We start from the raw sequence: 23,747 nt of genomic DNA on the forward strand, positions 1-23,747 counted from the left end.
TATACTAATATTATGCTTGAGGAAGCTTCATTGAACATATCCCAAACTACAAAATGAATGAAAATGAAGCCATTTATCAAAATAAACTGATTTATTTAAAGGAATACCAAAAAAAAATTCTACCTTTGCAGCGTTGAAACCGCAGGTAGCTCATCTATTATAACAACGATTACCTGCTGATTTGCAACTCAACAAACCAATTTATCCCAACACCATAATAACTGGTTATTCATAAGGCTATGCCCACAAGGTTATTTCTATGCCCATACGGTTCTGCCTTTCCAAAACAAAATTATAAACCATTCACACATATATTTAAGTATGTACAACATCATTCAATTGAACGACAAGAGCTTGCCCGAATTGCAAGCCATTGCCCAAGAACTTGGCATTAAAAAGGTCGATGCCCTAAAGAAAGAAGATCTTGTTTACAAGATACTGGACGAACAGGCCATCGCCGGAGCAACTAAAAAAGTGGCAGCCGACAAACAAAAAGAAGAACGTAAGGCAGAAAAGCAGAAAAAAACACGTACAAAGAAAAATAGCACAAACAATGCAACAGCTAAATCTGCAGACAATGAAATAGTAAAAGCCGAAGCTCCTAAAAAAGAAGAAGCTCCAAAAGAAAATAAGAACGAAGAAAAGACGTCGGCAGATGACGAAAGTAAGAATCCGGAACAAACGACATCTCAAGCAGAAACAACCAAACGGAAACCCGGACGTCCCCGCAAAACAAAAGCCGAAGAAGATAAAGCTGCAATAACTAAGGAAGAAGTCGAAGCCCCCAGTCAACCAGAAGAGCAGCCTGTCAACGACCAACCGAAAGAAACAATCAACGAAAAAGAAAACAACACTCAAGAATCCGCCCCGCAGCAACCAAGCAAAACGGATGAGTTCGTTCCCATTGAAGACTTACCTACGGAAAAAACTGAACTGCCTACTGAATTGATTGGCAAATTTGAAGCTACCAAAAACACTCTTCCCGCACTTCCGGTCAAGAATCAGCAACAGCGTCCCCGAATAGCTCGGCAGCGTGACAATAATAACAGCAACAACAATAATAACAACAATAATAATCGCAACAGCAATCAAAGCGAAAATACTGCTGAAACGACAGCTCAAGAGCGTAAACCTGTAGAGCGCGAAAAGGCTTACGACTTCGATGACATCTTGGCCGGCACCGGCGTATTGGAAATCATGCAGGATGGCTATGGATTCCTCCGCTCTTCCGACTATAATTACCTCTCTTCGCCAGACGACATCTATGTGTCGCAATCGCAAATCAAGCTCTTCGGCCTGAAGACGGGCGATGTGGTAGACGGCATTATCCGCCCGCCCAAGGAAGGTGAAAAATACTTCCCGCTGGTGAAAGTGTCGAAAATCAACGGACGCGACCCGGCATTCATCCGCGACCGCGTACCCTTCGAACATCTTACTCCCCTCTTCCCCGACGAAAAGTTCAAGCTTTGCCAAGGAGATTATCGGGACACGCTCTCGGCTCGCGTAGTCGACCTCTTCGCTCCCATCGGCAAAGGCCAGCGTGCCCTCATCGTGGCACAGCCCAAGACGGGTAAGACCATCCTGATGAAAGACATCGCCAACGCCATTGCCGCCAACCACCCCGAGGTATATATGATTATGCTGCTCATCGACGAGCGCCCGGAGGAGGTGACCGACATGGCCCGCACCGTCAATGCGGAAGTCATAGCCTCCACCTTCGACGAACCGGCCGAACGCCATGTGAAGATTGCGGGCATCGTTCTGGAGAAAGCCAAGCGTCTGGTGGAATGTGGCCACGATGTTGTCATTTTCCTCGACTCCATCACCCGACTGGCACGTGCCTACAACACCGTATCGCCCGCATCGGGCAAAGTGTTGTCCGGCGGCGTGGACGCCAACGCCCTGCACAAGCCCAAACGCTTCTTCGGTGCGGCACGCAACATCGAAGGCGGAGGCTCGCTCACCATTCTGGCCACGGCGCTGATTGACACCGGCTCGAAGATGGACGAGGTTATTTTCGAAGAGTTCAAAGGCACAGGTAACATGGAATTGCAGCTTGACCGCAACCTCTCGAACAAGCGCATCTTCCCCGCCGTCAACATCACCGCCTCCAGCACCCGCCGCGACGACTTGCTGCAGGACAAGCAGACGCTGGACCGCATGTGGATTCTGCGTAAATATCTGTCTGACATGACACCCGTAGAGGCCATGGACTTCGTGAAGGACAAACTGGAAAAGACCAAGGACAACGACGAGTTCCTGATGAGCATGAACAGTTAAACAATTAAAAATTGAGAATTGAAAATTGAAAAATACAGAAGCAATTCCTCTTCCATCATTTTTTAATTCTCAATTTTCAATTCTCAATTTAACAATTCTCAATTTAACAAGATTATGTTTGACAACCTGAGTGAACGCCTCGAACGGTCGTTCAAGATATTGAAAGGTGAAGGCAAAATCACCGAAATCAACGTAGCGGAAACGCTGAAGGACGTACGCAAAGCCCTGTTGGATGCCGACGTCAACTATAAAGTAGCCAAGAACTTCACCGATACCGTGAAGGAGAAAGCCCTGGGGCAGAACGTGCTGACAGCCGTAAAGCCCAGCCAACTGATGGTGAAGATTGTGCACGACGAGCTGGCCACCCTGATGGGAGGCGAAACCGCCGAACTGAACCTGACGGGACGTCCCGCCATCATCCTCATGTCCGGACTGCAAGGTTCCGGTAAGACCACGTTCAGCGGCAAGCTGGCCCGCATGCTCAAGGCGAAGAAGAACCGCCGGCCGCTCCTAGTGGCCTGCGATGTCTACCGCCCCGCCGCCATCGAGCAGTTGCGCGTACTCTCCGAGCAAATCGGCGTGCCCATGTATAGCGAGCCCGACTCGAAAGACCCCGTCGCCATCGCCAAGAATGCCATCCAGGAGGCCAAAGCCAAAGGACTTGACACCGTCATCGTCGATACAGCCGGACGTCTGGCCGTGGACGAGGAGATGATGCAGGAGATTGCCGCCATCAAGCAGGCCATCAATCCGGACGAAATCCTCTTCGTGGTCGACTCCATGACCGGACAGGACGCCGTGAACACCGCCAAGGAATTCAACGACCGCCTGGACTTCACGGGCGTCGTGCTGACCAAGCTGGATGGCGACACCCGCGGCGGTGCGGCCCTCTCCATCCGCTCGGTGGTGACCAAACCCATCAAGTTCATCGGTACGGGCGAGAAGCTGGACGCCATCGACCAGTTCCACCCCTCACGCATGGCCGACCGCATCTTGGGCATGGGCGACATCGTATCGCTGGTGGAGCGCGCCCAAGAGCAGTATGACGAAGAAGAAGCCAAGCGGCTGCAACGCAAAATCCAAAAGAACCAGTTCGACTTCAACGACTTCCTCAACCAAATCCAGCAAATCAAGAAGATGGGCAACCTGAAGGAACTGGCCAGCATGATTCCCGGCGTAGGCAAAGCCATCAAGGACATCGACATCGACGACAACGCCTTCAAAAGCATCGAGGCCATCATCTACTCCATGACCCCGGAGGAACGCACTAACCCCGCCATCCTCAACGGCTCGCGCCGCCAACGTATTGCCAAAGGCAGCGGCACCAACCTGCAGGAAGTGAACCGCCTGCTGAAGCAGTTCGACCAGACACGCAAGATGATGAAGATGGTGACCGGCAGCAAGATGGGCAAGATGGGCCAGATGATGATGCCCAAGATGAAGCGCTAAGTTTTGTAAAGATATCAGAACAGTCCGGCTCTCCCTATGTGGGAAAGAATTGATGCTGATAATCAAGCATATACACAACCATCTACCTTCATCTCCCCTTGGTAGCTACCTTTAGGAGGTCGAGGTAGCTACCTTTAGAGGGTCGAGGTAGCTACCAAGACGAGGCCAAGGTAGCTACCGAGGGAAAAGCCAGACAGGCAGTAAACAAATTTTACCATAAAAAGGAACATACTATGACACTGATTGACGGAAAAGCCATCTCCGCACAAATCAAGCAGGAGATAGCAGAAGAAGTGGCCCAAATCGTGGCCAACGGCGGCAAACGCCCCCACCTGGCCGCCATCCTCGTGGGGCACGACGGAGGCAGCGAGACCTACGTGGCCAACAAAGTGAAAGCGTGCGAAGAATGTGGATTCAAGTCCACACTGATTCGCTACGAAACAGACGTGACCGAAGACGAACTGCTGGCCAAAGTGCGCGAGCTCAACGCCGATGACGACGTGGACGGATTCATCGTCCAGCTCCCCCTGCCGCAGCACATCTCCGAGCAGAAAGTCATCGAAACCATTGACTACCGCAAGGACGTCGACGGCTTCCACCCCATCAACGTGGGCCGCATGTCCATCGGCCTGCCCTGCTACATCTCGGCCACGCCCAACGGCATCATGGAACTGCTGAAGCGCTATCACATTGAGACCCAAGGCAAGAAGTGCGTCATCCTGGGCCGCAGCAACATCGTGGGCAAACCCATGGCCATGCTGATGATGCAGAAAGCCTATCCGGGCGACGCCACCGTCACCGTCTGCCACAGCCGCAGCCGCGACCTGGTGAAAGAATGTCAGGAAGCCGACATCATCATCGCCGCCATGGGGCAACCCAACTTCGTGAAGGCCGACATGGTGAAAGAAGGTGCCGTTATCATCGACGTAGGCACTACCCGCGTGCCCGATGCCACCAAGAAATCCGGCTTCAAGCTGACGGGCGACGTCAAGTTTGATGAAGTAGCCCCCAAATGCTCATACATCACCCCCGTGCCCGGCGGTGTAGGTCCGATGACCATCGTCTCGCTGATGAAGAACACGCTGTTGGCTGGCAAAAAGGCTATTTATCAATAAGGATAAACCAAGAGGAAAGAAAGAGGGTGCCGAAAATATAAAATTGCACGCAGATGGCACAGATACAACAGATGGACGCTGATTATATATTACTGATGTACAGATGAATAAATCTGCGAAAATCTGCTTAACCTATGTTATCTGCGTGCCAATATCTCATTGCGGCACCCCCTCTTATCTTATGGCTGCCAAGCAAACACAGAAAGCGGATAAATGCCCTTCACGCTATGAGCCACATTACTGAGGTTGCGCACCAACCGGGGTGTATCTCCGTTACAGTCATAAACCAGCATATGCGTGTCAGAAGTCACCCCCTCCCAATTCTCCTTGGACGTGGCAACATAAATATATCCACTATTTCTGTCGGCCACAATGTTACAATCCAACACCCGGGCGTCCGGCTCATCGCTTTTGAAATCAACAATGTCTTTCTCCACCCGGCCCATCTCTATGGAGTAGCGGCTGAGAGTGGTGTAAGAAGCCATCGTGAACGCTGACTCTTCGGCTCCTGTGAAATAAATATACCCGTCCAAATAAGTGATGCCCGAGTTTCCATGCAAGGCAGGAGAGATGTTGGCCGGGATGGTTTTCCGGTCCGTAACCGTCCAACTATCCAGGTCGATGAAACTCAGATAACCGCTGTCTCTTCCCCGCGTGTAAGTGGCTACTATCAGCGTGCCGTCGTCTGCCAAGCACATGCCACTGACCAAATCGCCTCGCCCCAATTCAAGCCGGCGGTTCACCTCATCCTTTCCCTTGGCGAACTCCAACAAAGCTGTCGTAGACCAGAATCCACCTGTTGCGGCATACAAACAACCATCTACCACCATTGCCCCTCTGGACGAAACGATGGATTCCACCGTATTGGCCGCCCCGGCGTTTCCTATGTCATAAGCCCCTTCTATGAGCTTCAGCTCGCCCGTCGTGCTGTCGAAGCACAATACCCCTTGGGCAAAGATAAAGACATTATGCTCGTCCAGCACGGCCATCCCGCCAAGGCTGGTATCCACCTCCTCCTGCACATCGTTGACAGGATGCTGGAATAGCATGTCCGCCCTGGCGAAAGACTTTTCCTTCGCCAACGTCTCGGCATCGGCAACAATCAGAAGACCGTTATTCTCCCTGCCGTCAGCCTGATACCAGTCGTTGCAAAGGATGTATTGCTTGCCGTCACACAAGTAAAGGGCCACGCCATCATTACCCAGTTCTGAACTGTTTGCCCCTGCATAGACTTTGTTTTCCACTTCTCCCTCCGGATTGATAAAAGTCAGAAAGGCGTTTTCCAATGTATAGGTACCCCCGCTCAGTATCATCACTCCGTCGGGGTCGGCATAACCGGTAAGAGCAGACGGCGGATTGTTGCCTACGTCTTCATTGTCCGACCCACCCGGCTCTGTACCGGAAGTTTCCACACCGTCATCACTGCAAGCTGCCAACAGCAGGCAGCCCATCAAAAAATAAGGATATAATCTTTTCATCATCAAAACTTTATTTATAATTATCTATTAAAGAACACGCCTGCCGGGAAATGGGTATAGTTATCGAACTTATGCACCGGTGTATCCACACTGACATCGAAATCAAATTCCCAGACAGCATTAGTCGTAAAGAAGTTGCCCAGACCTTTCAAGGTATTGACATACACATGCCCGGTGGAGGGATTGACACCCAATCCGTTATACAACAGTCCGACATTATCGTCCAAATCTGCAAGATCAACCAGCGGTTCATCTACCAAACCGTCTTCCTCTGCGTCGAACTTGGCACGATAGATAAGGGTGCCGTCGGCATAATAAACCGTATTGCCATAAGCAGCGAAACAACAGTTATAGGCATTGTCGGGCTGTTCGGTCAACCGGTTTTGCACAAGTTCAGAAGTAGCCAAATCAAGCTTATTCAGTGTAATCATCCCCTCTCTGTCCGGATTGGAGGCAGAAGTAGCTATTATCCACAGATTGCCATCATCGGCAGGAGCGATGCCCAGGATGTAATTAATCATCGTTGAAGCAGAAAAAATCGCATCAGTGCCCACGGAAGACACCTGCCCTGTGGACGGAGCTATTTTTTTCACATAGGCCATGTAAGAGCCGCTCAAAGGAAAATAGACCTCATTGTTCACTGTTGCGAGCCTCGCCTTGGGAGCATTTTCCGTCCCGTCGACAAAAGACAGCGACCGGTCATCCATATTCAGGCACCAAACCCCGGCATTGTCGCGAATGTAGACATGCTGCTCGTCTATCACAGCGATATGCGTGGGCCAATCCAACTGGCTGAGCTCTTCATTCGTGAAGCTTCTCAGCTTCTTCAACGTCACGGCATCGGCCACCACCAGCATACCGTCGTTTTCAAAAGAGTTGCCTACTGCATTGGTATCTCCATTTTGCGAAATAATGTAGATTTTTCCGTCATAGAAACACATGTCCTGTGCCACATTGCCCAGCTCGGTACCATTCACACGCTTATACGCATCGTCCACTACATATCCTTCGGGCGTGATGTAGACAAGCGAACCGTTCTCAGTAGTCATATTGCCTTCGTTCAAGACAAATGCCCCTTCCGGCTCATCGAAAGTGACATGATAGAAATTGACACCTTCTGTTGTAATGCTTTGATTATCGGCACCGGCGACAACCAGTTGCAAGGTATAATTCTTATCTGCCTCAACAGAAGACGACGGTGCCGCAACAGTTACGTTGCCTGCTTCTTCATCTACGGTCACCTGCCACCCCGCAGGCACATCAACCAAAGAGATGCTTTCCACCCCTTCCGCATGGTAGGAAAGCACATACGTCTCATCAGAAAGCAGCAAAACAGGGTCTCCTGCATCGGATTCCACCTTCCAATCAAAAACAAGTTCACCGACTGTTCCCCCACCTCCGCCGATAGGGTCATTGTCATCACTGCATCCGCCCAGGCAGAGCAGCACACTCAGGTTCAGAGCCAACCAAAGGCTCATCGGGTTGAATAACTTTTTCATTGTTCCGTCATTTAAGTTGAATAACTTTTTCATTGTTCCATCATTTAATATGTATCTTATTACTGATATTATGGGGTTGTGAGAACAGTATTATACTGTTGTAGGAACACTATTATACTGTTCCGGGAACACTATTATACTGTTGTGGGAACAGTATTATACTGTTCTCATGAAGCATTTTTCCGGTCCAAACGCCCGCTTGAGGCGGTTCATTCTCTCGTAGGAATCTCTTCACCCAGCACATGCAGGTCTTCCACACCTGAGATTTCCGTCGAACATTCGCCCAGCCAGCCGTTTTCCTGGTTCACTCCCGTATAAATCATGACAAAGTCCACACCCGGCAAGTACACTTTCTGCCCCTTGCCGTCTACTGCCCAGTCAATGTCGATGGACGATTCATTGTTCGTGTTCGTTTCATTGTCGGCATAGCCGTAGCGGAACTTGTAAAGGATGAAATAACTTCCCTGCCCGCTCTCGTCGATGCCGTTCTGCGGAAGGCAAGTACCGCGAAATGTCAGTTCATCTCCTTCGAACCACTGCGGGAAATAAGACTGGTTGTGGAAGGCGTTCTTCGCCTTATAACCAGAATTACCCCGGTTGTCTTCCCAACGGATATAGGATTGTTTCTCCTCATCCGTTTCAGGTTCCTGCGCCGGACGGTAATACGTAATCTCATAGTCAGTATAAAGATTCACATCGTTCCCACTATCTTCTGCCAACTGATACCATGCTTCCTGCGCCGGGTCTTCATGGGCGCTTCCGGCTATCTCGTACCACTCGTCTTCATCGGGCCGGCCGTTCTTGTTTTTATCATAAGCCACCCTGATGATGCCCGGCTCACAACTGCCACCCACCGGCGCATCCGGATTGGGATTAGAGGCAGAATAGAAAGCATTGCCCAAGACCCTGAAATCGCGCAATCCGGGCTTGTTCTCAATGGTATGGTCGAAGCCCACCGTAACGTAGCCTCCATACCCCCCCAGCGAAATCAGGCCCCTGTTATTGTTGCCTATGGCTGCCAGCACTTTTTCGTTCATGGTTTCCTGCGTATCACCTTCTTCATAAGCCGGCATTGTATTGGTAAACTGCCCGACAGCCGGCATAAAGTCTAACACCCGGGTGATATAGGCAGTGGCCCCGTCGGGTTGAGGCACAGGGGGAACAGCCCCATCGTCTTCACTGCACGAGGTCACGCCACACATCAAAAAGCTCACACCACATACGGCCGCCACGACAGCCGAATGTTTTAATAAAGATTTTATTCCTATCATACTTAAATTAATAAATGATTATTCTTGAAAAGATGTCGTTGTAAACGCAAAATGCGCAGGAATATCCCCCGTTGTCACCTGCCACTCCAGCGTCCCTTCCGGACTGAAACAATACAGCGTACCAGGCGTCACATAGTCCTTGGCATCGCACACCAGAATCTCTTTCGTGTCCGGATTGACAGCCATGCCGTAGGGCACTTGAATCTGTTTATCCGTCCCATCCGTAATGAAATTGCGCGAAACCACCTCTTCGCGGGCCACATCGTAAAGCGTATAGGCTACGGTATTGCTGTTCGTCACATAGCTCCACTCCACACTCGTCATATACAGCGAATCGCCGGACAGGCACATCTCGCTGGCTGTCACACCCAGATTGCCCAGCACCTGGTCCGTACGGCTGTCTATCACATATACATCCGCCCCCACATCGTAATAATCGCCCCGCGAAGACACATAGATACGCCCGTACCGGTCCAGCTCCATGCGATGCAGGTTGATGGCCACGTCAATCGTCTTCACCACTTGAAACGACTCGAGGTCGATGACAGACACGGTGGTATCATAGTCCGGATAGCGATAGCCGCCAGAATTGGCCACATAAAGCTTACCGTCAGCCACCACCATCTCTTCGGGCTGATACCCCACCACGACCTCCCGGGTCACTTGCAGGCTGGCCGTATCAACCTCTACCACCTTGCCGGGCCGGGCGTCGGGGTCAATCTGCACAGGCCCGGCATACGAACTGACATAAGCCTTCCCCCCGCTGAAAGTGATGTAACGGCAATTCAGGACATCTATGCTCCCCACATGCTTGGCCGTACTCACATCCATCACCTCGACATAGTGCGAGCAATTGATAACAGCATACAACTTGCTGCCATAAATGCCGATATCGTTCCCCACATCCCCCAGTTCCTTCACTATCTCGGGGTTGCGCGAAGGATAGATGTTGCGCATATACCTGCCCGTCTCACAGCTGAAGAAGTCGATGCTTGCCTTGTTGCTTCCCATGTTCCCCTCGTTCAGAAGAAAAAAACCTTTTACCCCCCCTGTGCCACGTCCGGACGTCACTTCCTCTTCCTCATAATAGATGAAGGGCATTTCTCCCCGGCAGCCAGCCAAGGCGAGCAACAGCAGCCCCCCCCAACACAACGGCCAAAGCTTGTACACATTCCTTACCATCCCTCCATTTCCGGAGAGATTCCTCAAACGAGAAGAGACAAAGTCGTACCAAAGTCGTACCAAAGTCGTTTCAAAGTCGTTCCAACTGGCTCCCCTTAGAAACGAACTTGGAACGAATCTGGAACGTCTTCGGGGTGATAGGGAATACTGTTTTTTTACTTTTCCGACGGATCTTCCCTCTTCCTTTTTCCAACGGAAATTCCTGTAGTTTTCTTTTTTCATATCCATTCATTTTAGCGCTTGTTCCAAATGAGCCATCTCCATGGTGAGTTCCCTTGAACATGCTCGGGATGACAGAGAGAATAAAAATTAAACAAGCCCTGCGTTACGATTCATTAAAAAGCATATTGAACAATCGCCTTGAAGTTCGTGCCTGGCATGGGATAACAGATGACGACTTCGTATTGCTGGTTGAACAAATTGTTCACCTCCAGCGTCAGCTTCAAGTCGCCCCCGCCCCAATGTTGCGTGCGGGAAACAGAGAAGTCGCTGGTGTACCAGGGCAACACGTAATTGACCGGGATATTGGCACGCGACGAATAGCGCTCTCCTGTATAGATAAAACTGTAATTCATCTCCCACTCCCGCCAGTTCAAGTTCAATACCGCCGAACCGCTGTGCCACGGGATATAAGGTATCTGCCCCCCGTAGTAAGCATCCGTAGGGTCGGTAAAGTCCTGCGCCTTCTGATACGTATAGTTCACCCGCCCCGTCAGATACCAGTTTTTCCCCCATTGCCACGCCGTCTGCAGAGCAAGGTCAATGCCCCTGATTTCTACCTTGCCCAGATTGACCATGGTCCAGCGGAAGAAATTAGAAGTCGGCATGGCCACAATCTTGTTCTCGACCTCGTTGTAATACACATCTGCCTGCACCTCCAACCTGCGCAACCAACGGTCGCCCCACTCCTTGGCATAAGTCAGACCCAGGTTATACTGATTGGTATATTCCGGCTCCAAATCAACGTTACCGATAAAGGTGTAATACAGGTCATTCAGCGTCGGCATACGGAAAATCCGCTTGTAGAAAGCCCGCAGATTAAGGTCTAAGGCAGAAAAAGGACGATAAGAGACTACAACAGTAGGCGTCCACTCAGCCCGGTTATCCGCCCCCTGGGCTTCGCTCCGCACATGGTCTTGCACCAAAGTGCCCAAAAGACTGGCATGCATCTTCACCGACGGGAAACGGAGAGCCGTAGCCACAGCCAGCAGTTGCGTATGCCTCCGGGGATAGACAAAGTCTGTCAAGTCTGCATCCAACAGGTTGAACTGATAGTCGGCGGAGAAACTTACATCCCATACCGGCAGCAAAGCATATTGGTTGGCCACAGAAACATACGTTTCATGCTGGTAATAACGGTTATTGACATACATCAAAGCCTCATCCCGCCGGGGATCGGCCAGATAATGTAAATAGTCGTAGGCATACTTGGCATTTATCAACAGACTGTATCTGGGCGAGAACTCTTTCCTGAAAGAGCCTTGTGCGAAAACATTCGTATCCCATTGCCTGTCTTCGTGACTGAATTTATTCTTTACTACGGCACCCGGATATCCGCGCTCTGAACGATAAAGATAAGCTTTGGCCCGCCAATACCCGCCTTTGATGCTGCCGAAAAGCCCTCCTTCCAAACGGACAGCATTCACATCGCCATTTCTGCGGACAGCCGTTGTATCGTAGCTGTCTTCCACCCGGTAAGTAAACTTATATCGCCCGGTGGTGTACATATATTCCGCGCTTACCGAAGAACTGATACGCTCGTTCAAACGCCTGTCCCACACGATGGAAGGGTTGACTACCCCAAAGGAGCCTGTCTTGAAGGTGGACTTCACGTGCTGACGCTCTCCTGCTGCAAATCGGGGCGTCCGAGACTGCAAATAAATACTTCCTGCCGAGGCAAAGTCTTTGGCTGGTTGAAGAAGGGCACTCTTCTGTCCGTTGTAGAGCGTCACCGCTTCCATGTTGTCCAATGAAAAGCGGCCCAAATCAACAGTACCGTTTTGGGCATTTCCCAATTCTATGCCGTCATAAAAGACACCGACATGATTGGTGCCCATGCTGCGGATGTTTACCGTCTTCAATCCTCCCACGCCACCATAATCCTTGATTTGTACACCAGAGAAATAGCGGATAGCATCGGCCACGCTGTGCGCCCCCAGGCGCTGCAATTGCGCACCTGCCAATTGCTGCACAGGGATAACCTCTTTGGAAAGGGCTTTTGCCGTCACCACAACCTCATCCAATCGTTGCAAACTGTCCAATCTGTTTTGCGCACACAAAGACATAGTTCCTCCAGCGGGAAACAATGCGCAAGACAAACAGACAGCACTACTAAACTGCTTAAACATGTCTGTCATTTAAATAAGTTGAAAAACAAGCACCTCCTTCTCTAACCCCGGAGAAAAGAAGGCTCAATGAATGATGGCAGGTCTTCTGACTGACTCCCTTTCTGAAACCTTCCCAATGTGCAACAGCACATCAGTGGTACTGAGTATTCTTCAGAAAGTTTAAAATAGAGTTTCACAGCAGCGGGACTGTCCAGGATTTTCACCTGATTCCCTTTTAATCCCCTACCCGAGTACGTGGGTAGTAAGAACCAATTCGGGGGCAAAGATAAACCTTTTTTAAATAAAACGGAAGATTTAAGCCAACATTTTATGACGCATGAAGCCTAAGACACCTCAGCTCGATGGCAAAAACAAAGTTTTTACATAAAAAACTCTTGCATTTTTTTGCCAGTTCAAAGATAATATCTATCTTTGCACCGCATTTGAGAAATGCACCATATATGGTGGCTGTAGTTCAGTTGGTTAGAGCGTCAGATTGTGGTTCTGAATGTCGTGGGTTCGAGTCCCATCTGCCACCCCAAAGGAGTCCTTGATAATCAGTAAGATTATTGAGGATTTTTCTTTTTTAAAGTGAATAATCAAAACTGTTTTGCCAACCGCCCCAGTCACCTGAAAGCTCTGTTATGTTATCCAGGCTCTGGCCTATTATAAATTAGGAACTACATCCCACGTATGTTTATCTGATATATTGGAAATAACAATACATTTGCATGCTCAAGCCACAGCCCATACCTATGGAATCTGATATGTTGAAGTTTAGCTGGAAAAATTAGTACTAAGATAGTTGTTTCTTACAGGAAAGTAGTAACTTTGTGGCATAAACAATAATATGAATTGCTAATGAAATAAAAGTTTAACCAAGACATATTAGAAAAAGAAGTGTTTGCTTCTTGCTTGATGTTATCAGAGAAATCGCCAATTTCAACAGGATATAACCATCATAAGCAAGTAAGTGAATGCTCATACCATCAGGTGTGGGCTTTCCTTGTTTGTATGGTTATAGGTGTTTGGCGATACCTTCTGATATACATTCAAGGTTGAGCCAACACCTTTTTTTGTGGTATGGCTGCAAAACGAGCTAGTATGAAACTATTTAATGCGCTAAAAAAGACAAAAGGAAAAGAAAGTGATTCTCAAAATTTTTTAAACGAGTACAAAATACTAAACATAAGAAGCTTATTTGAAAATCTATATGGAGAAACAGTAATTGTAGAAGCGAATCCATTAATAAAAGCTGCTTGGGGAGGTATATCTGTTGTTGAACATGAATATAAATATACTAGGCACTTTATAATACCGAAATCTATGGTGGATGCTCTCGTAAAAATAGCTCAATCTGGCAAATATTGGAATCCTAATATGGAGGATTTTAAACTTGATAAGGTATTTAATGAAGATAGTAATAAAAGGATGTCAGTCTTCAGACATAAATATTTTTATGAATTTTAAAAAAGTAATCCATCATCTAAAAGACATATATTTATGAATACATATAAAGATATAGAAAAAAAAGAATTACTTCCTATTGAAGTACTGGCAAAAATTGCTATCAATCATGCACAATCCAATAATACTAAAGAAGAAGTAAAAACTTTAATTTGCTTATACAATAAAGTTCAAGATGCCTCAAGCCAACTACTAACAGTATCAAATTATGATATAGTTGGAAGTGCCTATTGTTTAATGGGATCATATCCCCTATTCATGAACAACGAAGATACTCGTAGAGTAATAGCTGATAATGCTTTTTATTGTCTGTCTAAAGCAATAGAAAAGGATCCCAATAAGGCCATCTACTTAAAAAGATTATCTGTTCTTGCATATTTCCACAAAGATTTTTATTACACCATAGCTAATGCTATGGAGATAACTGATGATGATATATTTTCTGTACCATACACTCCATTAATAATCAAAACAAATCAATACTATTATGACATAGCTTTCCATGATTTCTTACAAATAGGGTTAAAGAATTATCCAGATGAGCAAATAGAAAATTTGTATCAATTAGTTAAGCAAATAGAGAATTGTAATGCTCAAAAAGGGATAATATGTGTAAATAAAATTATCAACTATTTATCATCAGTATATCAACAATATTAATCATACTGCTATGACGACAAAAGAACTAGATAAATCTTTAATGGGCCAATACACAATTGAATCGATGCTTGATGGAAGTGGAACAACTTTCAATCAAAAATGTAGTGAAGATCCCAATATTGCAGCCATGCAACTTCAAGGACCAACATGGTGTTTGCGAACCAAAGGATTCTTATGTTCACATTATGCTTCTCAAAATTCACCTGAAGGAAAATTTTGTCTAGCAATGAAAGTTTATATGGAAAAATATAAATCAAATGAGGCAAATAAACAAAACAAAGCTATGAAAGGCTTATACAATTTAACAGAAATTGATGTGTTAGCTAAGCATATAAGCATGCTTGCTATGCACGCTCAATTCAAAGATAGCAAAGATATTAATGATGTAGAAAAAGAAATAGAGATTCGTTCCTTGGATCCTGAAAGCGTATCTATTGCAATAGCACTTTATATTTACTTTACAATCCTAGTAAATAATTCATTGGATGCCTTGTCATACAATGAACTTTTCATAAAAAGTTACCACGACTATTATAACTATTGGATGAGTAGAAGGTTAATGCTACAAATGCATGGTAATTCTTGGAAAAATGATTTTAACGGAGTACTATTAGCGTGATTATTTAATAACAATAGAGTATGAAAATATATGAAATAAATGATGCTTTCCCACTGTATGGAAACTAGAAATATAGAGGCGAAACTATATTAGAAGTGCTGCAAAAAGATTCAGGCTATATTAAAGACTTGATAAGGTTACACCCTACATTTTGCCTTTCAAAAAAATGTTTACTGGAAGCACAACGAATAACCAAAGGATTTTATAATAAATGGGTAAAACCAGAGCATATTTCTAACAAGAATATTTTTGAAAGTTTGTACACATATAGAGCACCTTATGAATTTGACTTCAACAATGCTGATATTGTAAAATTGAACATGTTGAAATTATCCCAGAAATCATCTGTTTGATTATGATACCAGAAATTCTTACTGTTTGAATTCCTTGCAAAAATCATCCGTCATACAATAAATCTCCGTAACTTTATCCTCTGAGAACATAGTGGTAATCGCTTAAATGTTATAACTTGACACTATAAATTTAATGCTTTTATCGCTATGTTCCTAATTATCAAACGAATAATTTTATTCCTTATATCGAACTCACGTTAAATTCAACTCTATAATGAACATGAATATACAACGTATAATCAGCTTGGTAAAAGAGACGCAAGGAATAATCGGAAATCGAGAAATGGCAGCTCATGTAAGAGAAAAAGGAGTTGCCGATTACGTTACGCAAGTGGACATTGCGGTACAGGATTTTCTCCAAAAAGCGCTATATGCACTTGCGCCAGACATACAGTTTCTCGGAGAGGAAACCGGATTACAACGGATGGATACAGGCAACTACTGGATTCTTGACCCGGTTGACGGCACTACCAACCTCGTGCACGACTATCAGCATAGCGTCGTTTCGCTGGCTCTTTGTTGTCAAAAGGAGATTGTCTTGGGTATTGTCTATGACCCATTTCATGATGAATTGTTCTCCGCCGTCAAAGGTGAGGGGAGCTTCTTAAACGGCAAACCCATACACGTCTCCTCTGCCCGAAAGCTCTCGGAAACCATCATTGGCATTGGTACGGCCAAAAGAGAACTTGCCCAAGAAAATTTTGCCAGATTTCTCAAGGTTTATGAACATTCACAAGACATCCGAAGACTTGGTTCTGCCGCTTTGGAATTGGCATATACCGCATGTGGCCGACAGGGTGGATATTTCGAGGTATATTTGAACCCTTGGGATTATGCGGCAGGAATGCTCCTGGTGCAAGAGGCCGGAGGGAAAGTGTCCGACTGGAATGGCAGAAAGCTTGACCCGGCTCAAGGAAGCCAAGTGGCCGGAACAAACGGGCTAGTCCACGAGGAATTACTAAAATTATTGCTATGAGCAAAGAAGTCTTATACATCCTTCCTGCCGGATTATGCTGTGCATGAGGCAGTGCATCTTTTGAATGTTGTCGCATGCCGCTGAAAGGAAGTCAAACGATGTACCACCATCATTCTACAGCTTCTTGTTTATACTCTCATGTGGAACAATGATTGAAAGGCACATGTGTCTGGATATTGTAAAATCCCTAAAAATAGGTATTGCCTGACAATTCCAAGCCCTGTACCTTTGCAAAACGAGAAACAGACATTGTTCTTTATAAATGCAAGTACTCAAAGAAAACATACGCGGTCGCATATTGGCTGTTGCCAGACAACAATTCAGGCATAATGGCTATTCCAAGACTTCCATGCGTGAAATAGCGGAGCTGGCTGGTGTGGGTGTCGGAAATATCTACCACTACTTCACGAACAAAGACGAACTGTTCTGTGAAGTGGTTCGTCCGGTCTTATATGCTTTGGAAGCCATGTTGCAGGAACATCATGGCATACGTGGAGAAGACATCATGATGATGAGGTCGGAGAAGTATCTGAAAGCCTGCATAGACGAGTATGTTTCGCTTATTAACACGCATCGCGGACTGATGGAAATTCTGCTATTCCGCGCACAAGGTTCTTCATTGGAACATTTCCGCGAAAACTATACCGACCGTTCTACGGAACTGGTCAAGACATGGTTCACATCCATGCAGCAGAAGTATCCCGAAATCAATACGACTGTATCTGATTTTATCATCCATCTGCATACGGTATGGATGTTCACAATGTTCGAGGAATTATTGATGCATTCTGTACCCCAACAAGAAATGGAAGCAATCTTGCACGATTATATTCTTTTTGAAATCCAAGGTTGGAGAGCTATTATCAATATATGAAGTACAGACAACGTACATACATACAGACAGCCGCAACCGGACGGTTGGCAAGGAGGAAATCTTCACGGAGGTTTCCTCCTTTTTTTGTGAACAATTCTGAATATCGTTCGCTATTAAACACTCAAAGATATGAAACAGAAACATGAATTTAAGAACATTGTGGCGGAAACACTACTCATTCCGCTATACATGAGGGCCAAAGAAAGTCGCCGCAAACATCCTATTTTGAATGACAAGGCAGCAGAACGGCTGGCGGACAGTTTGGAATACGATTACTCCCAATTTGACAGGGCGAAGCTGAGCGAAGTGGGATGCGTGGTGCGCGGATGGTATTTCGACCGTGCCGTGCGACGGTTTATTAAAGCGCATTCCCGTCCGGTAGTCGTGAATGTGGGCTGCGGACTGGACACCCGCTACCAGCGCATTGGAGGTGGAAAAGCGGTCTTTTATGATTTGGACTTGCCGGAGGTCATCGCATTGCGCCGGGAGTTGATACCCGAACATCCGGACAATGTCTATATCGCGGCATCCTTGTTGGAAACCGACTGGATGGACGACCTGCGCCGCAGGCATCCCGACGGGGAATTTATCTTCATCGTGGAGGGTGTGCTGATGTATTTTTACGAGAAACAAGTGAGAACATTCCTGCATCATGTGGCGAGCCGTTTCGGGGGAGGCGAACTGTGGTTCGACGTATGCGGCACGATGATGAGCCGACACGGAGTGAAGCCTGATTCGCTCCGTAAGCACGAAGCTCAAATCCGTTCAGGGCTGAGCGATGGACACGTGGTGGAGCAATGGGAGCCGAATTTGCAACTCATCGAGCAGGCCAACTACATGAAGTTCTTCCGTCCGCGCTGGGGCTTCTTCTTCGGGCAGATATTGGGAAGGATGGCGCGGCTGTGCTATAAGTTCAGCTCCTGCTGGGATATCGTATCGTTCAGGAAAAGAACGGCATTGATGTGGTTGGATCAGGTTTCCGTGATACGACGATAACATTTCTTGAAAGATGAAAGAGACGACGATTAGGCCATTCCTTCCGATGTTGGAACGGTTTGAAGGATTTTTCAGGGAAGAACTGTCATCTCGTTTATCGAAGGAGACCTTGGAATCCGTGATGAAAAAAGCCATTGATGATTTCCGTCACGTATCCGCTATTATCCCGGATGTCCCGGCGACATCGCCATGGGTGAAGAATATCATCGGCATAGCTTATGAGATTGGTCTGTGGAAAGAGCTGTCATCCAGGGGGTGGAGTTTGACGGAACTTTCCATTGTTACGCAGAAAGCATTGGGAAAGCTTACGTTATCGAGTGTCCCTCCGGGGAAAATACCGGAAATACGCGATATGTTATGTTCGCCCGATTATGTGCGGCGTATCGCTTCCGCTTCTCGTGTTTCTTCGGAGGACGATTGGCTGTTCGATTGCGTGATGCCGGATGAAAACGACACGTTCGATGTAGGTATGAACATAATCCGGTGTCCGGTTGCCAAGCTTTGTTCTGTTTTGGGTGTCAAGCGTTTTTTCCCTTATTTATGCGTGAATGATTATATCTCACATGACATACTTGGTGTCCGGCTGACAAGAACCCAAACATTGTCTCATGCGGCTCCATGCTGTGATTTCCGGCTGACCAGAAAAGAAAAGGGCGAGGGAACTGTTATAGTCCGTCCGGAGCTGTTACGGGAATTTGCCAACAACGAATAGAGAACCGGACAATATTTAGCGTGAAGCGTGGGAATCGAATATGCCCGATGGTCTTTATGACCATGAAAGCAGCGTTTTTATTCCACGCTTTGCCATCCGATACTTTACGTGAATATATAACCGATTAATATATAAATGAAAACGAAAGCGAAGAAGAAAGAAGGTTTGTCCCGCCTGTTTGAGATAGCGGGACAAAGGAAAGGCCTGCTTATATTGGCAGGTCTGCTGTCAGCCGGCAGCGCAGTGTGTATGCTTGTGCCTTATTGGGCTGTTTATGAAATTTTGAAAGAGTTGCTGTCGAATGGCTCCAATCTTTCCGCTTTGGACGGAACGGACATGATGCGTTGGGGATGGATTGCATTTGGAGGGCTTGCCGGCGGACTGGTACTGCTGTATGCTGCCCTGATGTCTTCCCACGTCGCAGCATTCCACATCTTGTACGGGCTGCGTGTCCGCCTGTCCGAACACATCGGCAGACTTCCGCTCGGATTCCTGAACAACACCTCTACGGGAGCCATAAAGAAAACAATGGATCAGAATATCGAAAAGATAGAAGGGTTTATCGCCCATACCATCCCGGACTTGGTCAATGTCATGGCTACGGTGGTGGTGATGCTTGTCATCTTCTTCTCTCTGGATGTGTGGCTGACGGTGGTCTGCTTGGCAGTCGTGGTACTCAGTCTCTTTCTGCAATTCTCCAATTTTATGGGTAAAAGGGCAAGGGAGTTCATGGCTATCTATTATGATGCGCAGGAAAAGATGAGCGCGTCCGCCGTGCAGTATGTGCGGGGGATGCCCGTGGTCAAGATTTTCGGACAGAGCGTCCGTTCGTTCCGCCAGTTCAACGCCGAGATTCAGGCCTACAAGACCTTTGCCTTGAAATGCTGTGACACCTACCAAAATGGCATGATAGCATTTACCGTATTACTGAACTCGATGGTGACGTTCATTCTCCCTATAGGCATCTTGCTGATGCAAGCCAGTCCGCAATCCTTGTCGTTGGCGGTGGTATGGCTGTTTTTCATCATCATGGGGCCGGGCATGGCTTCACCCGTTTACAAACTGACCTTTTTAGGAGGCAATACACGCGACATCAACGAAGGGGTAAGCCGCATCGACCGTATCCTGGAACAGAAACCGATACCGGAACCGGAACATCCACAGGTGCCTACCACCTACGATGTGGGGTTCCGTCATGTATCATTCTCCTACGAAAACACGGAACAGGGCACGCGGACGGAAGCCTTGCGCGATGTCAGCTTCACGGCACCGCAAGGAGAGATAACGGCGCTTGTGGGCCCGTCGGGGAGCGGCAAGTCTACGATAGCCAATCTGATTCCCCGCTTTTGGGATGTGGAACAGGGAGAGATACGCATAGGCGGCGTGGATATCCGCCAGATAGCCACGGAGAAGCTGATGGACATGGTGTCTTTCGTATTCCAGGACACGTTCCTGTTCTACGACACGCTCTATGAGAACATTGCCGTCGGCTCTCCCACAGCCACCCGTGAAAAGGTGATAGCTGCCGCTAAAGCCGCCCAATGCCATGACTTCATCGAACGGTTGCCGCAGGGGTACGACACACGGATAGGCGACACAGGTGTGTATCTCTCCGGAGGCGAAGCCCAACGGATATGTGTGGCGCGCGCCATCCTGAAGAATGCTCCGATACTGGTGCTGGACGAGGCCACGGCCTTTGCCGACCCGGAGAACGAATATAAGATGCAGATGGCCCTGCAATCGCTGATAAAGGGCAAGACGGTCATCGTGATAGCGCACCGCCTCTCGTCCGTTGTCTCCGCAGGACGGATTATCGTCATGAAGGAGGGACGGATGGCGCAGTGCGGAAAACACGAAGTCTTGTCCGTCACAGAAGGTGTATATAAGAATATGTGGGATGCCTATACGAGTGCTTACCACTGGACGTTGAACAAAAATTGAAAAGGAGAACAAGATATGAATGCAATCAAAAACATAACCATCGGACATACCGAGCGGCTTTACAAGCCTGTGGGTTACACCATGCTCGCCAATTTAGTGAATATCGTACCGTTTTGTCTTTCCATAGAAGCGATACGCATCATCTTCAATGCATTTGACGGAAGCGGACAGCCGCTCGACACGACCCGCCTGTGGTGGATATTCGGCATTATGGCTGTTTATATGCTGATTATGGCTTTGGCGGAGAGGGCATCCTATCGCGCCAATTTCCGGGGAGCCTACGAAATGAGTGCTTCGGGGCGCCTGTCGCTGGCGGAACATCTGCGGAGACTTTCGCTGGGCTTCCTGTCCAGACGTGACCCCGGCGATTTGTCCTCCATGCTTATTACGGACTTCATGATGGCGGAAACCGGTATCTCGCACCACCTGCCCCAGCTGATGGGTGCCGTGGTCATGCCCGTACTGGCTTTTGCCTCGCTGGTCTGGATAGACTGGAGGATGGCAGTCAGCATGTTTGCCGCGCTTCCGCTGGCCATGCTCGTATTGTGGGCCAGCACAGGTGTACAAAGAAAACTGAGCGGCACGCAGATTCAGGCCAAAATAGATGCCGGAAACCGGCTGGAAGAATACCTGCAAGGCATCCGGGTGATGAAAGCCTACAACCTGCTGGGCGACCGTTTCGTCCGGTTGCGCGAAGCCTTTGCCCGGCTGCGCCGTGCCTGCATCCGTCAGGAAGCCCTGCTGGGTCCCTTCGTCCTGCTGAGCATCACGTTGGTTCGTGCCGGGCTGACGTTGATGGTCCTGTGCGGTACATACCTCCTGTTGGGAGGGGAACTTTCGCTGCTTGTCTTCGTGCTGTTCCTCGTGGTCGGCTCCCGTGTGTTCGACCCGCTGACTTCCGCCCTGACCAACTTTGCCGAATTCCGCTATTTCTCCATTGCCGGAGGACGCATCCTCTCGCTGATGGACGAGCCGGAAATGAAAGGGGAACGGCAATCCCCGACGGCAGGCGACATCCGATTTGAACATGTATCGTTTGCTTATCAGGACAAGGAAGTGCTGCACGATGTAACCGTCACGCTTCCCAATAGCTCACTGACAGCTCTTGTCGGCCCTTCGGGAAGCGGGAAAAGTACACTGATGAAACTTTGCGCCCGCTTCTATGACCCGCAGAAAGGGCATATTTACTTCAATGATGTCTCAATGGATGAAATAAATCCCGAAAGCCTGATGAGCCATATCTCCATGGTGTTCCAAGATGTCTATCTGTTTCAGGACACGATACGCAACAACATCCGTTTCGGTAAGACAGATGCGACGGACGAGGAAATCATAGCCGCAGCCAAGAAAGCCTCTTGCCACGATTTCATCATGCGCTTGCCACAAGGGTACGACACGATGGTGGGCGAAGGAGGTTGTACCCTTTCAGGAGGAGAAAAGCAACGCATATCCATAGCCCGTGCCATTCTGAAAGACGCGCCAATCATCCTGCTGGACGAAGCGACCGCTTCGCTCGACCCCGAAAACGAAGTAGAGGTGCAGAAAGCCATCGACACGCTTATCAAAGGACGTACCGTCATCGCCATTGCCCACCGACTCAAAACCATTAAGGATGCCGACCAAATCATCGTCTTGGATAACGGACAAATACAGGAAAAAGGGACACACGATGAACTTATCCGGAAAGAAGGACTTTATGCTCATCTCTGGGAAATACAGGAAAGCATTTCCGGATGGAAGCTATAAAACATTAAGTTTGTGCAAAAGATGGACTGAAAAGGGGAATTGGATATTTCCTTTTCAATCCATCTTATATGTGTACGATTTATTCTTTTAATGGTTTAATAAGAGACATATGCGTTTAACTGGCCAAGATATTCATGCTTGAGGCAGGTTGTTAAGTTCCACACTAAAAACACATTCAGAAGAAAGTCCAGGTCAACACAAAGTCTGCATGCAACAGATAATGAATCAGAAAAGAACGGTGCAGCTCCGTCTTATACTCACAGGCATGGAAAGTACCTTGCGGACCGGGTGTAAAAGGAAATATACGCATATGTTCCTTAAAATCGACTTCTTCCGCATCCAGACACTTGAACAGGACTTCTTTGGCCGACCAGTGAAGCAGCAGGCTCCAGGTGTCATCGCCCGCATAAGGCTGCGGATGCTCGTCGAAGCGCATATATCTTGACGCCACTTTACGTACACGAGGGCCGTACTGTTCAATATCGATGCCTACGGTGGAAGCACCTAAGATAACGGCCACATAACCCTTGGTGTGCGAGATGCTGATGTGCTTGGCTGAACCGGCCAGGTAAGGCTTACCGGAAGGCTGGTAGGCGATTTCGTGGTTTTCAGCAGATAGCGCTCTCAACAAAGCTCGGACAGAAAGCCATTCCTGCCGACGATGAAGAGCAGAGAAGCGGGTTTCTGCTTCCGTCACCAACGAAGAGGGAAGCAACGAGCAGAGTTCTTCATAGCTCTCATCCATCTTCCAAATGCCCCAATGACAGGCAGATTCTTTATGTTGGCGGAACAGTGGCATAAG

The 23,747-nt window shown here is 47.9% G+C and carries 17 protein-coding genes, 1 tRNA gene, 1 pseudogene and 1 riboswitch; of the genes and pseudogenes, 13 read left to right on the plus strand and 6 right to left on the minus strand.

Annotated elements, in window-relative coordinates; all coding sequences use genetic code 11:
- The first annotated feature begins 321 nt into the window (after window positions 1-321).
- From rho to folD, 3 genes are all read left to right on the plus strand, one after another.
- Window positions 322-2,280, plus strand: coding sequence for a transcription termination factor Rho (gene rho, locus M3090_RS00330; protein WP_249053408.1), 1,959 nt, complete (start codon window positions 322-324; stop codon window positions 2,278-2,280).
- Window positions 2,281-2,394: 114 nt separating this feature from the next.
- Entirely contained in the window at window positions 2,395-3,729 is a 1,335-nt protein-coding gene (gene ffh / locus M3090_RS00335) for a signal recognition particle protein (protein WP_249053409.1), read from the plus strand.
- Between the two features lie 233 nt (window positions 3,730-3,962).
- Window positions 3,963-4,844: a bifunctional methylenetetrahydrofolate dehydrogenase/methenyltetrahydrofolate cyclohydrolase FolD gene (gene folD / locus M3090_RS00340; RefSeq protein WP_249053410.1), complete on the plus strand. Its 882-nt coding sequence runs from the start codon at window positions 3,963-3,965 to the stop codon at window positions 4,842-4,844.
- A 179-nt stretch (window positions 4,845-5,023) separates the two neighbouring features.
- Here folD and M3090_RS00345 read toward each other — a convergent pair whose 3' ends face one another.
- From M3090_RS00345 to M3090_RS00365, 5 genes are all read right to left on the minus strand, one after another.
- Window positions 5,024-6,325, minus strand: coding sequence for a DUF5074 domain-containing protein (locus M3090_RS00345; RefSeq protein ID WP_249053412.1), 1,302 nt, complete (start codon window positions 6,323-6,325; stop codon window positions 5,024-5,026).
- A 17-nt stretch (window positions 6,326-6,342) separates the two neighbouring features.
- Entirely contained in the window at window positions 6,343-7,821 is a 1,479-nt protein-coding gene (locus M3090_RS00350; RefSeq protein ID WP_249053414.1) for a DUF5074 domain-containing protein, read from the minus strand.
- A 209-nt stretch (window positions 7,822-8,030) separates the two neighbouring features.
- Window positions 8,031-9,023: a PKD domain-containing protein gene (locus tag M3090_RS00355; RefSeq protein WP_249053582.1), complete on the minus strand. Its 993-nt coding sequence runs from the start codon at window positions 9,021-9,023 to the stop codon at window positions 8,031-8,033.
- A gap of 87 nt (window positions 9,024-9,110) precedes the next feature.
- The gene (locus M3090_RS00360) at window positions 9,111-10,274 is read right to left on the minus strand and encodes a DUF5074 domain-containing protein (protein ID WP_410553156.1); all 1,164 of its coding nucleotides are present in this window, start codon (window positions 10,272-10,274) and stop codon (window positions 9,111-9,113) included.
- Between the two features lie 335 nt (window positions 10,275-10,609).
- The gene (locus M3090_RS00365) at window positions 10,610-12,559 is read right to left on the minus strand and encodes a TonB-dependent receptor (RefSeq protein ID WP_249053584.1); all 1,950 of its coding nucleotides are present in this window, start codon (window positions 12,557-12,559) and stop codon (window positions 10,610-10,612) included.
- A gap of 120 nt (window positions 12,560-12,679) precedes the next feature.
- A riboswitch (cobalamin riboswitch) is annotated at window positions 12,680-12,890 on the minus strand.
- A 175-nt stretch (window positions 12,891-13,065) separates the two neighbouring features.
- Between M3090_RS00365 and M3090_RS00370 the strand changes: the two genes are divergently transcribed.
- The 10 genes and pseudogenes from M3090_RS00370 to M3090_RS00415 all read left to right on the plus strand — a co-directional run bounded on the left by M3090_RS00370 (window position 13,066) and on the right by M3090_RS00415 (window position 22,945).
- Window positions 13,066-13,142: transfer RNA gene (locus M3090_RS00370), tRNA-His, on the plus strand.
- A gap of 563 nt (window positions 13,143-13,705) precedes the next feature.
- Window positions 13,706-14,071, plus strand: a complete 366-nt coding sequence (locus M3090_RS00375; RefSeq protein WP_249053416.1) for a hypothetical protein — start codon at window positions 13,706-13,708, stop codon at window positions 14,069-14,071.
- A gap of 33 nt (window positions 14,072-14,104) precedes the next feature.
- Window positions 14,105-14,728: a hypothetical protein gene (locus M3090_RS00380; RefSeq protein WP_249053417.1), complete on the plus strand. Its 624-nt coding sequence runs from the start codon at window positions 14,105-14,107 to the stop codon at window positions 14,726-14,728.
- Window positions 14,729-14,738: 10 nt separating this feature from the next.
- Window positions 14,739-15,347: a hypothetical protein gene (locus M3090_RS00385; protein WP_249053418.1), complete on the plus strand. Its 609-nt coding sequence runs from the start codon at window positions 14,739-14,741 to the stop codon at window positions 15,345-15,347.
- Window positions 15,348-15,920: 573 nt separating this feature from the next.
- Entirely contained in the window at window positions 15,921-16,676 is a 756-nt protein-coding gene (locus M3090_RS00390) for an inositol monophosphatase family protein (protein WP_249053419.1), read from the plus strand.
- 262 nt (window positions 16,677-16,938) lie between these two features.
- On the plus strand, window positions 16,939-17,550 hold the full coding sequence (locus M3090_RS00395; protein ID WP_249053420.1) for a TetR/AcrR family transcriptional regulator: 612 nt from the start codon (window positions 16,939-16,941) through the stop codon (window positions 17,548-17,550).
- A gap of 129 nt (window positions 17,551-17,679) precedes the next feature.
- Window positions 17,680-18,491 (plus strand): annotated as a pseudogene (locus M3090_RS00400) (class I SAM-dependent methyltransferase); the annotation flags it as partial.
- A 68-nt stretch (window positions 18,492-18,559) separates the two neighbouring features.
- Window positions 18,560-19,258, plus strand: coding sequence for an L-2-amino-thiazoline-4-carboxylic acid hydrolase (locus M3090_RS00405; protein ID WP_249053422.1), 699 nt, complete (start codon window positions 18,560-18,562; stop codon window positions 19,256-19,258).
- Between the two features lie 135 nt (window positions 19,259-19,393).
- On the plus strand, window positions 19,394-21,199 hold the full coding sequence (locus M3090_RS00410; protein WP_249053423.1) for an ABC transporter ATP-binding protein: 1,806 nt from the start codon (window positions 19,394-19,396) through the stop codon (window positions 21,197-21,199).
- Between the two features lie 15 nt (window positions 21,200-21,214).
- On the plus strand, window positions 21,215-22,945 hold the full coding sequence (locus tag M3090_RS00415; protein WP_249053424.1) for an ABC transporter ATP-binding protein: 1,731 nt from the start codon (window positions 21,215-21,217) through the stop codon (window positions 22,943-22,945).
- A gap of 175 nt (window positions 22,946-23,120) precedes the next feature.
- Here the strand turns inward: M3090_RS00415 and M3090_RS00420 are convergent, their stop codons facing one another.
- Window positions 23,121-23,744, minus strand: a complete 624-nt coding sequence (locus M3090_RS00420) for a 4'-phosphopantetheinyl transferase family protein (RefSeq protein ID WP_249053425.1) — start codon at window positions 23,742-23,744, stop codon at window positions 23,121-23,123.
- Window positions 23,745-23,747 lie beyond the last annotated feature (3 nt).

The sequence above is a fragment of the Bacteroides sp. ET71 genome (genome assembly GCF_023336905.1).
Lineage (GTDB): Bacteria > Bacteroidota > Bacteroidia > Bacteroidales > Bacteroidaceae > Bacteroides.

Excerpts from the sequence above, each read along its gene's own strand:
- rho (WP_249053408.1), top strand. The coding sequence starts at position 322 with ATGTACAACATCATTCAATTGAACGACAAGAGCTTGCCCGAATTGCAA.
- ffh (WP_249053409.1), top strand. The coding sequence starts at position 2,395 with ATGTTTGACAACCTGAGTGAACGCCTCGAACGGTCGTTCAAGATATTG.
- folD (WP_249053410.1), top strand. The coding sequence starts at position 3,963 with ATGACACTGATTGACGGAAAAGCCATCTCCGCACAAATCAAGCAGGAG.
- M3090_RS00345 (WP_249053412.1), bottom strand. The coding sequence starts at position 6,325 with ATGATGAAAAGATTATATCCTTATTTTTTGATGGGCTGCCTGCTGTTG.
- M3090_RS00350 (WP_249053414.1), bottom strand. The coding sequence starts at position 7,821 with ATGAAAAAGTTATTCAACCCGATGAGCCTTTGGTTGGCTCTGAACCTG.
- M3090_RS00355 (WP_249053582.1), bottom strand. The coding sequence starts at position 9,023 with ATGTGTGGCGTGACCTCGTGCAGTGAAGACGATGGGGCTGTTCCCCCT.
- M3090_RS00360 (WP_410553156.1), bottom strand. The coding sequence starts at position 10,274 with ATGGTAAGGAATGTGTACAAGCTTTGGCCGTTGTGTTGGGGGGGGCTG.
- M3090_RS00365 (WP_249053584.1), bottom strand. The coding sequence starts at position 12,559 with ATGTCTTTGTGTGCGCAAAACAGATTGGACAGTTTGCAACGATTGGAT.
- M3090_RS00375 (WP_249053416.1), top strand. The coding sequence starts at position 13,706 with ATGAAACTATTTAATGCGCTAAAAAAGACAAAAGGAAAAGAAAGTGAT.
- M3090_RS00380 (WP_249053417.1), top strand. The coding sequence starts at position 14,105 with ATGAATACATATAAAGATATAGAAAAAAAAGAATTACTTCCTATTGAA.
- M3090_RS00385 (WP_249053418.1), top strand. The coding sequence starts at position 14,739 with ATGACGACAAAAGAACTAGATAAATCTTTAATGGGCCAATACACAATT.
- M3090_RS00390 (WP_249053419.1), top strand. The coding sequence starts at position 15,921 with ATGAATATACAACGTATAATCAGCTTGGTAAAAGAGACGCAAGGAATA.
- M3090_RS00395 (WP_249053420.1), top strand. The coding sequence starts at position 16,939 with ATGCAAGTACTCAAAGAAAACATACGCGGTCGCATATTGGCTGTTGCC.
- M3090_RS00405 (WP_249053422.1), top strand. The coding sequence starts at position 18,560 with ATGAAAGAGACGACGATTAGGCCATTCCTTCCGATGTTGGAACGGTTT.
- M3090_RS00410 (WP_249053423.1), top strand. The coding sequence starts at position 19,394 with ATGAAAACGAAAGCGAAGAAGAAAGAAGGTTTGTCCCGCCTGTTTGAG.
- M3090_RS00415 (WP_249053424.1), top strand. The coding sequence starts at position 21,215 with ATGAATGCAATCAAAAACATAACCATCGGACATACCGAGCGGCTTTAC.
- M3090_RS00420 (WP_249053425.1), bottom strand. The coding sequence starts at position 23,744 with ATGCCACTGTTCCGCCAACATAAAGAATCTGCCTGTCATTGGGGCATT.